The organism is Actinomadura madurae (assembly GCF_900115095.1).
In the GTDB taxonomy this organism is placed as follows: Bacteria; Actinomycetota; Actinomycetes; order Streptosporangiales; family Streptosporangiaceae; genus Spirillospora; species Spirillospora madurae.
This window is the reverse complement of sequence record NZ_FOVH01000010.1, coordinates 98,635-114,205: the sequence shown is the minus strand read 5'-3', so window position 1 is coordinate 114,205 and position 15,571 is coordinate 98,635. Positions and strand designations below refer to the sequence as shown.

Here is a 15,571-nt window from a genome sequence, read left to right as displayed (position 1 = left end):
ACACAGAGAACACGCGGCAATGGCGCCTGGTGGGGTTCCTGCCGACAGCCGGCCCCTGGCCCCTGGCCCAGGGGGGCCTGATGATTCATGGAGTGTCCTGGAATTCCTGGTGGAGTTGGGGAAGAAAAGAGGCCAGATGGTTCATCTCGGCGGCACAGTGGTGGACCATGTCGGCGCCGATCGTGCCGGGTATGAAGCGATGACCGGCCTTGGCGATGGCGGTGCGGCTCAGGGCGCGTCCGATCGGTGAGGTGAGCGGGCGAGTGGTGCGGCCGGGCGGCAGGGCGTGGGCGGGCAAGTTCAGCAGTGCGGTGTCGCCCAGAAAGAACCGGGAACGCATCTCGGCGCCGTCGTCGGTGGGCCGGACCTGGTGGACGAGCCAGCCGATGGCGATGGGATGCGAGCTGAGGCTCACGCGGGCGCATATGTGGGTGGTGCCGGAGGCAGGGGCGATGCCCATCGCGGCGGGGTCCAGGAAGCGGATCGCCAAGGGCTGCAGCCGCCCGCCGATGTACTCATCGACGTAGGCGACGTTGCCGATGTACCGCTGCCGGTCGGTCAGCGACCGGTCGGAGCTGCGGTCCTGAGCGAGGGCGCAGTACTGGTGGGCGTCGGGGTGCCAGAGCTTGTAGCGGGCACTCTCGCGGCCGTGCCAGCCGAACCACCAATCCCACATGGCCGCGGTGACCTCCGGCATCGGCGTGTGGACGGCGACCATCACCACCCCGCCGGGGAGCCGGGTCCAGCCGGTCTCCAGCGGCTCGTAGCCGGGGCGTGCGAGCCGGTCGGCGACCTCGTCGACGCCGTATCCACACTCCTGCGGCGCCATCCCGCCGACCAGCGCGTGGACAACGTGTTCCTGAACCGGACGGGTCGAGATCTGGAAGTACTCGGCGTAGGGCTTGGCCTCGTCGGTCTCCCGGTACTTCAGGTAACGCGGCTCGACCGCGTAGCCGGTGGGCATCGGCGCGCGGTCGGCGGGGGTGGGCTCGTATCTCATCGCGGTCCTTCTCACGGGTGCGGGCACCGCGCATCGCGGCGCGGACGGGGTCTCGCCTGGCATGCCGAGCGGCGGCAGGGTGGTGAACAGGACGTCGCCGCCATCGCCGTCCCGCTGGCTTCAGCGCCCGCCTCGACCGTCCGCAACCACTCGCCTCCCCATTCGACTCGATTTTGCACGGCATGTGCAAATTTGCACATGCCGTGTATGCGAGGCGGGGATCCAGGGCAAGTCTGGGAGGCGCTCCGAGCCAGAGCGGAAAGGCGGAGCCCGCCCGCCGTCGACCTCGGCCCGTCGGCTCGCCACGGAACCGACCATCCGGATGTTTCAGCAGGTCAGCGGTCGCCCTGTCTGTGGATTTGGTGTGCGGTGGCGGTAATGTCTTCACTACCGGTCCGCGGACGCCGGCGTCACGGTTCGTCGGCACGTGTGGGCGGCCGCGGGCATGGACGGCTCTGGGGGTCGGCGATGCAGATCGAAGCCCTGCTTCCCGCGCAGGTTCCACAACATGACAACCCGTCCGGCGGCACTCACGACGAGGCGCGTCTCAGCGCCGCCGCCGCGACGCACGTGCTCGAGTCGCTCGTGCCATGCGCGGCGTATGCGCTGGCCGCATGGGACGCGATGTCAGGGACGCACCAGCATGTGACCCTGGTCAATCGCGGCTACGACGACCGGACCATGAGTCACTTGAACGACGCGTATGTCGACAGCAATCCGGCCTTTCCGATCTTCCACACCAAGACGTCCGGCCCGCTCCGATGGATCGACCTCGAACGCGACTGGAACGTCAGGTTCGACACGACGTACTCGGCTGAAGAGCTCCTGATTCCGGCAGGGTTCCACGAAGGTACGACCATGTGCCTGCGCCTGCCGGATGGACGCTACACCGGTGCTCTGCACGTGAGCTGGTCATCGGCGCGGGAGGCCACCGACGAGAATATCGAGTTGATCTACCGATTTCGTCCACTCCTGGCGCTCGTCTGCGACATGCTCCGGAGCGCCGAGGCGGGCATCGCACAACTCCCCCCGGACGCGCACGCATTGGTGATCTCAGGAAAAGGCAAGGCTGCCGAGCTACCGGGACGGTCCCTGGGGACATTCCTCTGTGACGGCGGCGCGTTGCGGAAAATCCTCTCCGGGCACACTTTGCCCCGGGTTCCTCGGCGCTACCTGTGGGCCGATGCGACCGGGCGGTGCCACCGCATTGAAATCATCCCGTGCAGGGGCGGTGCGGCGCTCGTCACTGAGCAGATCGTGCCATGGCCTCATTGCCTCACCTTCCGTGAAGCACAGATCCTTCACCTGATTGCACGTGGCCTCTCAAATCCTCAGATAGGCAAGCGGCTGTACGTCAGCCCGAGAACGGTGTCCACGCATGTGGAACACATTCTCGACAAACTCGGATGCCTGTCGCGTGCCCAACTCGCGGCGATGGCGGTGAACGACGACCTGCTGCTGATGGGCGAGCCGGAGCCGGGGGTGCCAGAGTGAGGCTCGCACGGCGACCGGCTCGGCGTGCGGTAAGCCGCAGCCCCTCCCTGGGCGGTGGCTCTGGTGAGGGCCACGATCCGGGGAGGGGGCGGGCGGCCGGCAAGCCCGGCTATGCGGGGTCTGGCTCCAGAGGCGGGGCGGACACCTCGACATCCGTCCCGGCCCGCGTCATCTCGAACAGCGCGTCGACCCTGGCCTGTTCCTCCTCACTGCTCGGGATCAGGTAGGCGCAGGCGACGTAGACGATCAGGTTCAGGGCGAGCGCGACGAGGCCGCTGCCCAGGCCGGCCAGCCAGGGAACGGCGCCGCCCTGATCGGCGTAGGGGATGGTCAGGACGACCGCGGCGCCGAAGCCGACGACGAGGCCGGCGGTGGCCCCGAACTTGTTGCCGCGGCGCCAGAACATCCCGAGGAACAGGGGTACCGCGAGCTGGATGATGGCCTGATAGGCGATCTGTGCGAAGTTGACCAGATGCGCGTAGTTGTACGTGAAATACGCGACGACCGCGCCGCCGACCGCGAAGGCCGCCATGGCGAGCTTGGCGATGACGATCTGCTGCTTGTCCGACAGCGGTCTCGTTCCCCCGATGATGTCGTTGGCCACCTGGGTGCCGATGGCCTGGATCATCCCGTCGACGAAACCCATGCTGGCCGCGAACACCACCAGGATCCCCGCCGCGAGCAGCCACGTGCCGCCCGCCGACCGGGTGATCAGGAACCAGCCGTCCTGCGGTGCGGCCGCGACGGCCGGGATCTTGGTGGCCGCGAGGGCGACCAGCAGCAGCGAACCGTAGAACACGATGGATATGACCATCGTCCACAGCGTGCCCTTCTTGACCGCCCGGACTCCCTTCGCCGTGTAGATGCGCACGAAGATCATCGGCCAGCAGAGGCTCCCGATGACGCCGGCCGCGACGATGCTCATGTAGTAGAGGCCGCCGACCGGCGCATCGAATCCGGGCAGGCTCAGGTTGGCGCTGGGCAGCTCGCGTATCGCGCCGAACCCGTCGAAGTAGAACAGCAGGAGGCCGACGCAGATGGCGGCCGCGCCGAGGTAGGCGACGAAGCCCTGGAAGAGGTCGGTGATGATCAGGCCGCGCATGCCCATCTGCACGGTCCAGATCTGGCGGACCGCGATGATCATCACGCCGATCACGACGGCCTCACCCGTCGAGAGCCGTCCGAGCGAGGCCCAGGAGACGACGGCGCCCATCGCCTGGAAGCCGAGCACGACCCACGGGTACAGGGCCACCACCCCGATGAGGCTCGCGAGGATCTTCGGAGCGCGCCCGCCGAATCTGAGCCCGATCATGTCGGGCTGTGTGCGCAGGTCGAACCGGCTGCCCCAGCGCCAGGCGCGGCGGGCCAGGAAGTACATGGCCGTGACACCGATCAGTGTGTAGACCAGAGCGTAGAGCCCGATGACGCCGAGTGCGGCGCCCATGCCGAAGAAGGCCACGAAGGTGGCGCCGGGCCACCAGGAGTTGACGTAGGACATCGCGACGTACATCGAATCGAACGACCGGTCGCCGACCGCGTACCCGCTGAACGTCGCGTTGGTCGAGCGGCGCTGCGTGATGTACAGGACCATGACGATGAGCCCGAAGAAGGCGGTGAGGGTGCCGAACGTGATGACCATCAGTCCAGCTCCCCTCGGGCGAGCTCGACGACGTACAGGGCGGCGCAGACCGCCGTGACATAACCGCTCACACCGAACATGTACAGGACGGACAGCGGCAGTCCGAGGAGATTCGAGTGCTGCTCTCCCGCCCATATGTAGATGGGCGGGAGAAGTGCTACCACAAGTCCGATACCGAAGAGCACACCGAACACCATGTTCTTGTGCGATCCGCCGGTCCCGTCATCGGCCCGTGCCATCGCATACCTCCTTCTGATCGAGATGAGTCCTTGAAAGCTCAGGCCGAGGGAGGTCCAGGGTGGGGTTCTGGTCGAAGAACCCGAACGGCTGGAGGATGAATCCGACGTGCTGGCGCGGCATCACCGGCCAGTCCTCCAGCCGCACCACATGGTGCATGCCGAACGTGTACCAGACCACGATGTCCTCGTCGGTGATTCCGCGGTCGGCGCTCGTCCAGGCGGGCAGGCCGTCCCCGCCGACGCTCTGGTTGGGGTAGTCCCCGGCGGGAAAGCGTTCGGCGGGGTCGAAGGGGGTCACCCACAGGTTGGCCGTGGCGAAGGCCGCGCGTTCGCTCACGTGGGCGTCGGGGACCGCGGCCAGGGTGATGGCGTCGGTGGGGATGAGGCGGTAGGCGACGGGCTCACCGACCACATTGCGACGGTCGTGGTTGACCACCTTCCAGAACCGGTGCCGCGCGGCGTCGGCCTTGCGGATGGCGCCCTGTTCTCGCTCCAGGAGCCGGTCGACGGTGTAGAAGCAGCTGCCCGTCGGGTTGTCCGCGGGGACGTGCGTGTCGACCTCGTAGACGGCGTTGCGCGGACCATCGAGGGCGAAGTCCAGCCGCACGTTGAAGATGTGCTGGTGGATCGGCGCGTACAGGCCGTCGTTGTTGAGGGTCTGGCCGTAGGGGGACTTCTCCCCTGCGGGCTGGCCGGCGGTGGACAGAATCCCGGTCGCCTTGACCAGGAACTCGATCGTGCCGTCCAGATAGAGATGCCAGTAGAAGCCGTACTCGTAGTTGGCGACGGTGGCGATGAAGGAGATGACCAGCCGCCGCGACCGGCGGACCTCGGTCCGGTCGGTGCGGAAGTCGTAGTGCTTCCACTGGATGGAGTCGTCCTCCTCGTGCATGCACACGGCGTTGCGGATGGTGAGCGGATTGCCATGGCTGTCGTTGACGACCGCGTCGAAGTAGTGGATCGCTCCCAGGCAGTCGCAGCCCAGAGCGAGGGAGTTGGCCAAGGCGCCGATGTTGTACTCACCGGCGTCGAAGGCGTTCTTGCGGTACTGGACGGGCGAAGGGTCACCGTAGGGAACGACCATCTCCACCAATGAAGCCCGATGCAGGACGGGCCGCTCCTTCTCGCCGTCACGGAACGCCAACTGGTGAAGCACCAGGCCCTCCCGTGGCGTGAAGCCCACGCGGAACGACCAGTTGGCCCAGCGCACGTGGTTGCCGACCACCTCGAACGATGGGCCCTCGGGCTGGGTGATCGAGATCGGCTTGAGGTCGGTGCGCTCCGGCCCGATCCGCCGGGGCAGGTAGTCACCGCGCTCCCGCGGCACCGGGATCACGCCGCCGTCCTCGACGCGTACGACCTGGCCGGCGTTGAGGTCGTACACGACGACCAGTTGCTCCAGCGGGTGGGCGTACGGGTTGTCGTCGGGGTCGAGCCGGGTGTACACGAGAGCCCGCATGAGCCGCCGGCCCTCGGCGTCCTCACCGTAGTACCCCGCCGACCAGGGCTCGACGCACACCAGGTCGAGGTCCCTCACTCCCCGGACCGCGAGGGCCTCGATCACGCGCGGATCGGCCTTGCACCGGGTTTCGCATTCCTCGAACTCGTCCAGCATGATCGCTGGTTGTGTCCCCGCCGGCAGCGGCGTCCAGGTGGTGACAGCGGCGACGTCCAGGTTCACGACCGCCTCGTAGGCGGAGCCGTCGGCGCGGTCGATGAGCACCGCGAACGCCTCACGTGGCACTTCCGACGGCGCTGCGGCAAGACGCGCCTTGTCCGGCTCGTTCAGATAGACCGCCACGAAACGGAAGGTCTCGGCGGCGGCCTTGTCCGCGCGCAGGATGCCGACCGTGCGGGTGATCTCCTCCGTCGACAGCGGATCGAGCGGATGACGCATGGTGCTGGTGCCGGATGGAGTGCGAATGGTCATGCCAGAGCTCCTCGAAAGTACGGAAGGGAACCGAAGGAGGCCGCCCGCCGTGGCCGCGTCATCGAGGCCCGCGGGACAATTCGGTGAATGGCGCAAAGCGTCATCGGCGTGTTCGTGGCACCGAGGCGCTGAGTACATCGCGGGCGGGCGCACCGTTCCGATGCCCGTTCACCAGGTCGCCCGCCGCTGGTCACCGCCCCTTCTCCGTTGCGGCTCAGCCTCCATAGCGCCGCGGTGGAAGTCCATACGTCAATCGACCGATGCCGGCTCCGGCGGGAGAAGGCGGGAACGAGGTGGCGCCCGTCCTCGTCGAGAAGTGGATGATTCTAGAATCTAATTCTGGGCCGGGAATGTCGCTGACCTGTGGACTTGGTCTTGTGACGGCGCTAGAGTCCCGCCGAAGGCCCCGCGGACAACGGCGTCACGGCCCAGCGGCCGGTTTCTGTGCCCGGCCGGCAGGCATGGACAGCTCTGGGGGATGCGATGCGTATCGAGGCTTTGCTCCCCGCGATGGCTTCGCGGCACGGCAGCCCGTCCAGCGATGTGCACGACGAGATGCGCTCCAGCGCCGCCGAGGTGGCGAACGTCATGCGGGCTCTCGTGGCGTGCTCGGGCTATGCGCTGTCCGCCTGGGACGCGGTGTCGGGAACGCATCGCCACGTGACCCTCGCCAGCGAGGGCTACGACGACGATGTGCAGAGGCACATGAATGATGCGTTCATCGACAGTAATCCGGCCTTTCGAATTCTCCACACAAAGACGTCCAGCGCGCTTCGCTGGGTGGATCTGGCTCGCGACTGGAACCTCACCTTCGCCGAGACCGTTTCAGCCCAGGAATTCCTGATTCCTGCCGGGTTCCACGAGGGCACCACCATGTGCCTGCGACTGCTGGATGGACGCTACACCGGCTCTCTGCACATGAGCTGGTCCTCCCCCGGAGATGCCACCGACGAATGCCGCGAGCTGATCGAGCGGTTTCGTCCGCTGCTGGCGATCGTGTGCGACATGCTCCGCAGCGTCCAGGTGGGCGTGGAGCGGCTCCCTTCGGACGCACACGCGTTGCTGATGTCAAGGGAGGGCGAGGTGACCGAGGTGCCCGGCCGATCCGCCGGTCCCCTTCTTTCCGAAGGCGGCCCGGTGCGGGGCATGCTTCCCCGATATGCCAGGCTTCCTGCCACCCGGCGATACCTGTGGCCGGATGTCGAAGGACGCTGCCATCGGGTGGAGATCACCCCTTGCCGTGGCGGGATAACGCTCATCACCGAGCGGACCGTGCCATGGCCTCATGGGCTCACCGTGCGTGAGGCACAGATCCTGCACCTGATCGCCGGCGGTCTCTCCAATCCGCAGATAGGCAAGCGGTTGTACATCAGTCCGAGAACAGTTTCCACGCACGTGGAGCACATTCTCGACAAGCTCGGCTGCCTGACGCGTGCCCAGCTCGCGGCCGTGGCGGTGGACGGCGATCTGCTGCTCATGGGCGAGCCGTAATTCCGACTTCGCGTCCGCCGGTCGAGTGGCCCGTCTGCCGATCGGCCCGTTCGGCGGGCGGCCGGTGCGCCCTCGCGCGCAGGTCGCCCACGGCGTCCATCGCTTCCGGCGCGGCCCTATAGGTCGATTGACGTATGGACTCGCGCCGCCGCGGTGTGGAGGCTGACCCCAACGAAAGGAGGGGTGATGGCCGCCAACGAAGACCGGCTGGTGGACAAGCAGCTGCAGGTTTACGAGGACTGGAGCGCGAAGCACCGTCGGATGATCCGCTCGCTCATCACCGATGAGCTCATCGAAGAGCACTGCAAGAGGCCCCTCGGTCAGCACTCTGATGACCTCGAACGGGTCCTGCAGTACTTCCGGCGCCAGCCACAGGCCGGCAAGTACATCGGGGTGATGACCAGGCCGTGGGCCGAATACCGGATCGGCGTGCTGTCGGGTGTGCGCGGTCAGCCCGCCAAGATCCTTGATGACGAGACCTTTCCCACCGAGGAGGCCGTTCTGCACGGGATCTTCCTCCGGCGGGTGCGCGACCTGAAGGGCGAGTGAGATGGAGGAAATGAAGGAGACCGCGATCCACGGTTACGCGGACCGGCTGTCCGTCGCGCCGGGAGAGACGATCGAGTTCAAGGTCAGCAGCGTCCGAACCGGTACCTACCGCGCCGATGTCGTCCGGCTCGTCAACGGTGACACCAATCCGGCCGGACCCGGCTTCGACGAGGTCCTCGAAGTCCCGATCAACGGGACCTATCCGGCGCGGTTCCAACCGACCGACCCGGGATCCTACGTGGTGGTCCACGACCAGGGAAAGCTCGCTCTGGACGGACCCTTCACATTGCACGCGTTCGTGTGCCCGACCACGCCGGAGAACGACGACCAGATAGTGTTCGGCCGCTATGTGAAGGAGTCCAATACCGGCTATGCCCTGGGCATCAGGCACGGGAGGCCGTGCCTCCTGATCGGCGACGGCACCAAGACGACGGTCGTCGAGACGCGCTCACCGTTGCATCGCTCCTGCTGGTACTCGATCGCCGTCGGTTACGACCCCGCGGACCAGCGCGCGACCGTCTACGTCCGTTCCGTCGTCAACTCGGTGAACAGCCTGCTGTCGCCGGTCGTGCCCATCAGCGGCGAGGGGGACACCGATGTCCGGCTGACCGCGCGGGTCGCGAACGGCCGCGGCGCGTTCATGATCGGCGGATGCCCGGTGACGGAGGGGTCGCCTCGGGTCGATTCGCATTACAACGGCAAGGTCGACTCGCCCAAGGTGTGGAACCGGGTGCTGCGCGAGGACGAGTTGGAGGCCATCACTCGTGGGGGCGCACCCCCGCGCGAGGGGCTGCTGGCCTCCTGGGACTTCGCCGAAGGCATCGGACCGGACGGCATCATCGGCGACAGGGTCGCTGACCGGGGCCCGCACGGCCTGCACGGTGAGTGCGTGAACTTTCCCGCCCGGGCGGTGACCGGGTGGAACTGGCGCGGCGTCGAGGAGAACTTCACGCACGCCCCGGGCGAGTACGGCGCCATCCATTTCCATGACGACGACCTGGAGGACTGCGGCTGGGACACCGACTTCGCCTGGCGGGTACCGGACGACTTCCGTTCGGGCATTTACGCCCTGCGGCTGCTGCAGGGAGAGTCGGAGGACTGGATTCCGTTCTTCGTGCTTCCGCCGCGAGGCCGGGCAACGGCGAAGGCGCTGCTGCTCATCCCGACCACCAGCTACCTCGCCTACGCCAACGAGCACTTCAACGACATCCAGATCGCCCAGTCGATCTTCGGGCGCACCGCCGTCATCGACGAGCTCGACTTCTGGCTGCACGAGCATCCCGAGTTCGGACGCTCCACCTACGACACCCACACCGACGGCAGCGGCGTCCACTACTCCTCCGCTCTGCGGCCGATCGTCAACCTGCGGCCCAAGTTCCGCACCGCCTCGGGCGGCCCCTGGCAGTTCCCGGCGGACCTGCATCTGGGGGCCTGGCTCGGCGCGATCGGCATCGAGTTCGACGTCGCCACCGACCGCGAACTCCACGACCAGGGAGCGGACCTGCTCGGCCGCTACCAGGTGGTCATGACCGGCTCGCACCCGGAGTACTACTCGGGCGAAATGCTCGACGCCTGGGAGACCTACCTGGCCGCCGGCGGCCGGGGCATGTACCTCGGAGCGAACGGGTTCTACTGGATCGCCAACTGGCACCCGGAGAAGAAGCACCTGATGGAGGTGCGCAAGGCCGAATACGGTTCGCGCGCCTGGCAGGCGAGCCCGGGTGAGTACCATCTGCAGACCAACGGTCAGCGCTCCGGCCTGTGGCGTGGACGGGCACGCACCCCGCAGAAGAACTTCGGCACTGGATTCACCGCCGAGGGATTCGACGAGTCGTCCTACTACGTCCAGATGCCCGACGCCCGCGACCCGCGCGCGAACTTCATCATGGACGGCATCGGCCCGAACGAGAAGATCGGCGACTTCGGACTGGTCGGCGGGGGCGCGGCCGGCAGCGAACTGGACCGCTACGACCTCTCGCTGGGGACACCTCCCCATACCCTCCTGCTGGCCTACAGCGAGGGCCATTCCGACAACTATCCGCGCGTGGTCGAGGAGATCCTCTTCAACATCCCGATGGTGGGCGGGTCCATGGATCCCAACGTTCGCGCCGACATCGTCTATTTCACCACCAAGAACGGCGGCGGAGTGTTCTCGTCAAGCTCGATCGCCTGGTGCGGCTCACTCCTGGAGAACGGCTGCGACAACAACGTGTCCCGCATGACCGAGAACGTCCTGCGCAGGTTCATGTCGGACGAGCCGCTGCCGTCTCTCACCGAGGCGCCCAGCGCGTCCGGCACTCCCGCCGGCTGAGTCCGCCGACCGACCAGATCGACCACTGACACATCCGGCCGGCGTGCGGCCGATCGAGGACCGCACGCCGGCCGGTGCCGATGAGGGAGTGGTTTCCGCTGACACCGGAGGCACCGATGCCGTCCAGTACGGATTCGCGAGAACGACGCTTGTGGCTGGAACGTGCCTGGGCGGCCTATCTGCAAGGCCAGCGGACCCGGGGAGCCGCGCGGACCGGAGTGCGAGCCGAGATCGCAGCGAGCTGGAAACGGTCAGCCGATCACCTGGCGCCGAGCGTGGACGCCGCGCCCTTGGCGGACCCGGACGAGACGGCGGCGGTGTGGGAGGAGAGCCCGCTGCGGGATGCCGTGCGACGGCTGGAGCCGGAATTGCGCCGCGCAGCCGGGGACGGCGACCTGGTCGTGGCGGTGACCGATCCGCACGCGCGCATCCTGTGGACGTACGCCGACCGGATCATGCGCCGCCGGGCCGAGCGGGTGAACTTCGTGCCCGGCGGCCGCTGGGACGAGTCCAGCGTCGGGACCAACGCGCTGGACCTGGCGCTGCGGACCGGCAGGGCTGCGACGGTGTACTCCGCCGAACACTACGCCGGCGCCGTGCACGGCTGGGCGTGCTGGGCCGCACCGGTACACCACCCGGGGACCGGCGCGCAGTTGGGCGTGCTGGACCTGTCCACCACGTGGGAGCGGGCCCACCCGATGGGGCTGGCCACCGCCCGCGCGCTGGCCGGCGTCCTGGAGCGAGAGATCCCCGCCGCCGCGACGCACCTCACGGGCACCGACCGGGAACAGGAGGGCACGCCCGAAGGCTTGCTGCGGCTGAGGCTGCTCGGCCGGGCCGAAGCATGGCTCGGCGGGAATCTCCTGCGGCTGACCCATCGTCAGACGGAGATCCTGGCGGTGCTGGCGCTGAACAACCGGGGGCTCTCTTTGGACATGCTGCACGCCCGAGTGTATGGACATGGCAGAACAAGCCGGACGACTCTCAAAGCAGAGGTATCCCACCTGCGATCCATCCTCGGCGGCCGGATCGGGTCCCGTCCATACCGACTCCAGCTGCCGGTGCGGTGCGACGCGAACGAGCTGCTGGAGCATCTACGTGCCGGGGACGTGGCCGCGGCGACCGAGGTCTACGGCGGCGACCTGCTGCCCGGCACCGACGCGCCCGCGCTGGTCGAACACGGTCACTACCTGGCCGTCGCGCTACGCGAGGCGCTGCTGGACCGCCCCGAGCCGCAGGCGGTGCTGCGCTACGCCGATCACGCCCCCCACGATGTGGAGGTGCTGGAACGCGCGGTGGCAGCGCTGGGCGGCGCGCCTCACCCGGCCCGGCCATTGCTCACGGCCTGCCTGCGCACGGCGAATCGCTGAACGCGAGACACATGTCATTCGCCCTGGGAGCCGGCCCGAGCCGAACTCGTCCTCCGTGAAGGGGAGAAACCGCCGCACCGGCCGGCACCAGGAATCGGAGCTCACGATGATGAACGCCCCACCTGTCATCGCCTGTGCGGTGGTCGTGCTCATGGGCAGCGCCGGACTGAACAGCCTGAGCCGGCTGCGCTCCCGGTCGCCGGCTCCTGCTCCCTGCGACCGGGACACCCTGTCCTACGCGTCCGACGCGCTGATGGGCCTGGGCGCAGCAGTGATGGCCCTGCCGTTTGGCCTGGGCATGGCCATTCCCGCGCCACTCTGGGTCATCTTGTTCGGTGCCGCGGCGCTGGCGTCACTGGCCAGGTTGGGCGCTGCGGGATTCCGGGGCGCCAGACGCCGAGGCCGCCACCTGCACGACGTCGTCAGTCACCTCTCCATGGTGTACATGGGCCTGGTCATGCCGGCCGCGGCGATTCCGTCCCCGTCCACGCACCACGGGCAGACGCACCAGATGCACATGAGCGCGGCAGAACACTCCAGCGGAATGCCGCTGCTCACAGGCGCCTTTCTGCTCTACTTCTGCGCATACACCGTCTGGCCCGGCGGCCGCCGTCCTGTCCAGGCGGACCATGCGCCGATGCCCGGAACCGGCCACGCGGTGGGCGGACCGGACAAGGCACGTACCTGCGGCAAGCTGATGGCCGTAGGCATGTGCGTGATGCTGCTGATGATGTGACCGGCTGCGGGGATCAGTGCGGCGGATTCCTAGGGGGCCCGCTTCGCCGCCCGCGCGTCCGACAGCGCCTCTACCACTCGGCGGGCGATCTCGTCCACGGTTCCGATGGCGTTGATCGTCACCAGGATGTCGGCGTATCGGCTGAGGAGCGGCGCCGTCCGCTCGCGATACGTCCGCTGCCGTAGCCGGATGACCTCCTCTGTGTCATCGGCGCGGCCCCGGTTCAGCAACCGCTCGACCACGACGTCCTCGGGGGCCGTGAACTCGACCACCGCGTCCAGGTCACCGTCCTCGGCGGCCAGCATGGCCGAGAGCTCGCCCGCCTGCCGTACGGTGCGGGGAAATCCGTCGAGGAGAAAGCCCCGCCGCGCGTCCGGGCGCACCAGCCGCCGGCGCACCATGTCCGCGGTGACGTGATCGGGGACGAGTTCGCCCGTCTCGAGGTACTTCCCGGCCAGCCGCCCGAGAGGCGTCCCGAGGGTCAGGTGGTCGCGGAACAGATCGCCGGTGGAGATGTGCGGGACGCCGAGCCTTCGGCTCAACCTTGCCGCCTGGGTGCCCTTGCCCGCTCCGGGCGGGCCGATGAGGACGAGTCGCATCAGCGGTGTACGCCTTCCAGTTCATCTGTGCGCCGCCGTGGTGCTCGCGGCGGCGCGATCCGCGGTCGGTGCGGTGGATCGGAAATGTCACTACGCCGATGGAGTGCCGTCTGCACCGGCCTGGAATGATCCGTTGCCGAGCCCCGCATTGATCGAGTCCATGACGGAGGAGTCGGCGAGGGAAGTGACATCGCCGACCTCGCGATTCTCGACGACGTCGCGCAACAGGCGGCGCATGATCTTCCCGGACCGGGTCTTGGGCAGTTCCGGAATCACGATGATCTGGCGGGGCTTGGCGATGGGGCCGATCTCCCGTGCCACATGTTCCCGCAGCCGCGTGACCGTGTCCTCGCGCGCCGTCCCGCCCGCGGTGGCGCCGGCGCGCAGGATGACGAAGGCGACGATCGCCTGGCCGGTTGTCGCGTCCGACGCTCCGACCACCGCGGACTCGGCCACTGCCGGGTGGGAGACGAGCGCCGACTCGACCTCGGCGGTGGAGATCCGGTGGCCGGAGACGTTCATGACGTCGTCGACCCGGCCGAGCAGCCAGATGTCCCCGTCCTCGTCGTAGCGGGCGCCGTCGCCGGCGAAGTAGTAGCCCTGGCGGGCGAACCGGGACCAGTACGTCTCCCGGTACCGCTGCTCGTCGCCCCACACGCCGCGCAGCATGGACGGCCACGGCTGGTCGAGCACGAGGTAGCCGCTGTAGCCCCTGCCGACCTCCCTGCCACGGTCGTCCACCACCTTTGCGGAGATCCCCGGTAGCGGAGTCCGCGCCGAGCCCGGCTTGGCCGCGGCCCCGCCGGGCAAGGGCGCGATCATGATCGCGCCCGTCTCGGTCTGCCACCAGGTGTCGGCGATCGGCACCCGATCACCGCCGACGTGCTCCCGATACCAGCGCCACGCCTCGGGGTTGATCGGTTCGCCGACGCTGCCGAGAACCCGGATCGAGCCGAGGTCGTAGCGGGCGGGGATGTGCTCACCCCACTTCATGAAGGTGCGAATGAGCGTGGGGGCGGTGTAGTAGACGGTGACCCCGTACTTCTCGATGATCTCGAAATGCCGCCCTTCGTGCGGGGTGTTGGGCGTGCCCTCGTACATCACCGACGTGGCGCGGTTGGCGAGCGGCCCGTACACGAGATAGGAGTGCCCGGTGATCCATCCGATGTCGGCGGTGCACCAGTAGACGTCTTTCTCAGGGGCGAGATCGAAGACGGTGCGGTGGGTGTAGGCGGCCTGGACGAGGTAGCCGCCAGAGGTATGCAGGATGCCCTTCGGCTTATCCGTCGTCCCGGAGGTGTAGAGGATGAACAGCGGGTGCTCGGAGTCGAACGCCTCCGAGGCGTGCTCGTCCGGCTGGGCGTCCACCACGTCGTGCCACCACAGATCACGGCCCTCGGTCCAGGAGACGTCGCTTCCGGTGCGCGCGACCACCAGGACGTGCTCGATACTGGACGTGTCCCTGACGGCGATGTCGGCGTTCGCCTTCATGGGCTCCGCCCTGCCCCGGCGGTATTGTCCATCCGATGTGATCAGCAGCCTGGCCTCGGCATCTTCGATGCGTGACTGGAGGGACCCCGGGGAGAAACCGCCGAACACCACACTGTGCGGTAGCCCTAGGCGGGCGCAGGCCAGCATGGCGAAGACCGCCTCGGGAATCATCGGCAGCTGGATCGCGACCCGGTCACCGGTGGTCAGTCCCAAAGAGAGCAGTGCGTTGGCCGTCTTGCACACCTCGCGCTTGAGGTCCGCATAGGTGATGGTCCGGAGGTCGCCCGGTTCTCCTTCCCAGTGGAACGCGACCTGGTCACCGTGTCCGGCCTCCACATGCCGGTCGACGCAGTTGTACGCGACGTTCAGCCTCCCGCCGGTGAACCAGCGGGCGAACGGCGCGTCCGACCAGTCCAGCACCTCGTCCCACCCGGTCGCCCAGTCCAGTCGTCCGGCCTGCCACGCCCAGAACGCCAGACGATCAGCAGCCGTCCGCTCCTGCCCACCAGGGGCCGCATCGTCCGATGCGGCGAGCGACGTGCCGGGGAATGCATGCGGATCGGGCGACAAGGACATCCGGATTCCTTCCATGGTTGCGGGTGCTGACGCCCCCTGTGCGGCAGCCGGAGACGGGCGCGGCAAGGCAGGGCAGGTGGTCAGCCTGGCGGGAGAGGGTTGGCGGGAGGTTGGTTCAGGAAGGAGCACGGACCAACCTTCCGCCA

At 67.9% G+C, this 15,571-nt stretch carries 12 protein-coding genes; 6 read left to right on the top strand and 6 right to left on the bottom strand.

The genetic code is table 11. The features are described 5' to 3' along the window. Positions 1–85 precede the first annotated feature (85 nt). A complete protein-coding gene (locus BM339_RS50090; protein WP_177287785.1) occupies positions 86–1,000 on the bottom strand; it encodes a DAPG hydrolase family protein in 915 nt (304 codons plus the stop codon). Positions 1,001–1,468: 468 nt separating this feature from the next. Here BM339_RS50090 and BM339_RS51705 point away from each other — a divergent pair, with 468 nt between their 5' ends. Continuing rightward, complete coding sequence (locus BM339_RS51705) at positions 1,469–2,494, top strand: helix-turn-helix transcriptional regulator (RefSeq protein WP_075022567.1); 1,026 nt, start codon at positions 1,469–1,471, stop codon at positions 2,492–2,494. Positions 2,495–2,603: 109 nt separating this feature from the next. On the opposite strand, the gene BM339_RS26430 is transcribed toward BM339_RS51705, so the two are convergent. Genes BM339_RS26430 through BM339_RS26420 form a run of 3 tightly spaced genes read right to left on the bottom strand, consistent with a single transcriptional unit; the run spans position 2,604 to position 6,302 of the window. Continuing rightward, positions 2,604–4,133, bottom strand: coding sequence for a sodium:solute symporter family protein (locus tag BM339_RS26430; protein ID WP_075022566.1), 1,530 nt, complete (start codon positions 4,131–4,133; stop codon positions 2,604–2,606). Beyond that, positions 4,133–4,372 carry a hypothetical protein gene (locus tag BM339_RS26425; RefSeq protein ID WP_075022565.1) on the bottom strand — a complete coding sequence of 80 codons (240 nt, stop codon included), beginning with the start codon at positions 4,370–4,372 and terminating at the stop codon, positions 4,133–4,135. The genes BM339_RS26430 and BM339_RS26425 overlap by 1 nt, the downstream gene beginning before the upstream one ends. After that, a complete protein-coding gene (locus BM339_RS26420; protein WP_075022564.1) occupies positions 4,356–6,302 on the bottom strand; it encodes a primary-amine oxidase in 1,947 nt (648 codons plus the stop codon). Before BM339_RS26420 ends, BM339_RS26425 begins: the two co-directional genes overlap by 17 nt. A 510-nt stretch (positions 6,303–6,812) precedes the next feature. Here BM339_RS26420 and BM339_RS26415 point away from each other — a divergent pair. The 5 genes from BM339_RS26415 (at position 6,813) to BM339_RS26395 (ending at position 12,759) form a co-directional block, all read left to right on the top strand. Then, positions 6,813–7,793: a helix-turn-helix transcriptional regulator gene (locus BM339_RS26415; RefSeq protein WP_256255462.1), complete on the top strand. Its 981-nt coding sequence runs from the start codon at positions 6,813–6,815 to the stop codon at positions 7,791–7,793. Between the two features lie 186 nt (positions 7,794–7,979). Next, on the top strand, positions 7,980–8,342 hold the full coding sequence (locus BM339_RS26410; protein WP_075022562.1) for a N,N-dimethylformamidase alpha subunit family protein: 363 nt from the start codon (positions 7,980–7,982) through the stop codon (positions 8,340–8,342). Positions 8,343–8,352: 10 nt separating this feature from the next. After that, a complete protein-coding gene (locus BM339_RS26405) occupies positions 8,353–10,653 on the top strand; it encodes a N,N-dimethylformamidase beta subunit family domain-containing protein (RefSeq protein WP_075022716.1) in 2,301 nt (766 codons plus the stop codon). A gap of 275 nt (positions 10,654–10,928) precedes the next feature. Beyond that, a complete protein-coding gene (locus BM339_RS26400) occupies positions 10,929–12,023 on the top strand; it encodes a helix-turn-helix domain-containing protein (protein ID WP_218163761.1) in 1,095 nt (364 codons plus the stop codon). Between the two features lie 55 nt (positions 12,024–12,078). Further along, positions 12,079–12,759 carry a DUF5134 domain-containing protein gene (locus BM339_RS26395; protein WP_218163760.1) on the top strand — a complete coding sequence of 227 codons (681 nt, stop codon included), beginning with the start codon at positions 12,079–12,081 and terminating at the stop codon, positions 12,757–12,759. Between the two features lie 29 nt (positions 12,760–12,788). On the opposite strand, the gene BM339_RS26390 is transcribed toward BM339_RS26395, so the two are convergent. Together BM339_RS26390 and acs are read right to left on the bottom strand one after the other, a co-directional pair. Further along, entirely contained in the window at positions 12,789–13,358 is a 570-nt protein-coding gene (locus tag BM339_RS26390) for an adenylate kinase (protein ID WP_111829892.1), read from the bottom strand. A 90-nt stretch (positions 13,359–13,448) separates the two neighbouring features. After that, a complete protein-coding gene (acs, locus tag BM339_RS26385) occupies positions 13,449–15,425 on the bottom strand; it encodes an acetate--CoA ligase (protein WP_075022558.1) in 1,977 nt (658 codons plus the stop codon). Between the last annotated feature and the right edge of the window lie 146 nt (positions 15,426–15,571).